Annotated in this window: 1 protein-coding gene; it reads left to right on the top strand. The window is 59.8% G+C overall.

Going from position 1 to position 1,128, the window contains the following annotated elements; genetic code table 11:
- Positions 1–988 (top strand): elongation factor Tu (tuf, locus tag BSK43_RS00060; RefSeq protein WP_134264914.1); only part of this gene is annotated, 988 nt, incomplete at its 5' end.
- Positions 989–1,128: the final 140 nt, after the last annotated feature.

The following is a 1,128-nucleotide window of genomic DNA, read 5'->3' as shown; positions in this document are numbered from 1 at the left end:
ATACGATTCCGCTGTTCGTCACTACGCTCACGTTGACTGCCCCGGTCACGCCGACTACGTGAAGAACATGATCACTGGTGCTGCCCAGATGGACGGCGCGATCCTGGTTTGCTCGGCTGCCGACGGCCCCATGCCGCAGACCCGCGAGCACATCCTGCTGTCCCGTCAGGTAGGCGTTCCCTACATCGTCGTGTTCCTGAACAAGGCCGACATGGTCGACGACGCCGAGCTGCTGGAACTGGTCGAGATGGAAGTTCGCGATCTGCTGAACACCTACGACTTCCCGGGCGACGACACTCCGATCATCATCGGTTCCGCGTTGATGGCGCTGGAAGGCAAGGATGACAACGGCATCGGCGTAAGCGCCGTGCAGAAGCTGGTAGAGACCCTGGACTCCTACATTCCGGAGCCGGTTCGTGCCATCGACCAGCCGTTCCTGATGCCGATCGAAGACGTGTTCTCGATCTCCGGCCGTGGTACCGTGGTAACCGGTCGTGTAGAGCGCGGCATCATCAAGGTCCAGGAAGAAGTGGAAATCGTCGGCATCAAGGCGACCACCAAGACCACCTGCACCGGCGTTGAAATGTTCCGCAAGCTGCTCGACGAAGGTCGTGCTGGCGAGAACGTTGGTATCCTGCTGCGTGGCACCAAGCGTGAAGACGTAGAGCGTGGCCAGGTTCTGGCCAAGCCGGGCACCATCAAGCCGCACACCAAGTTCGAGTGCGAAGTGTACGTGCTGTCCAAGGAAGAAGGTGGTCGTCACACCCCGTTCTTCAAGGGCTACCGTCCGCAGTTCTACTTCCGTACCACCGACGTGACCGGTAACTGCGAGCTGCCGGAAGGCGTAGAGATGGTAATGCCGGGCGACAACATCAAGATGGTTGTCACCCTGATCGCTCCGATCGCCATGGAAGATGGCCTGCGCTTCGCGATCCGCGAAGGCGGCCGTACCGTCGGCGCCGGCGTGGTTGCCAAGATCATCGAGTAATCGCTGATCCTGCCATCAGAAAGGGCCCTTCGGGGCCCCTTTTCTGATGGCAGGATCAGGGCCCTTCGGGGCCCCTTTTTTCGTTCGTTGGTTAAATATTGACACCCTGTGGGGGCATCCGTACGAATTGCGCCTCCTTT

Origin of the sequence: Rhizobium sp. P44RR-XXIV (assembly GCF_001999485.2) — a bacterium.
In the GTDB taxonomy this organism is placed as follows: Bacteria; Pseudomonadota; Alphaproteobacteria; order Rhizobiales; family Rhizobiaceae; genus Rhizobium.
This window is presented reverse-complemented; position numbering and strand designations above follow the sequence as displayed.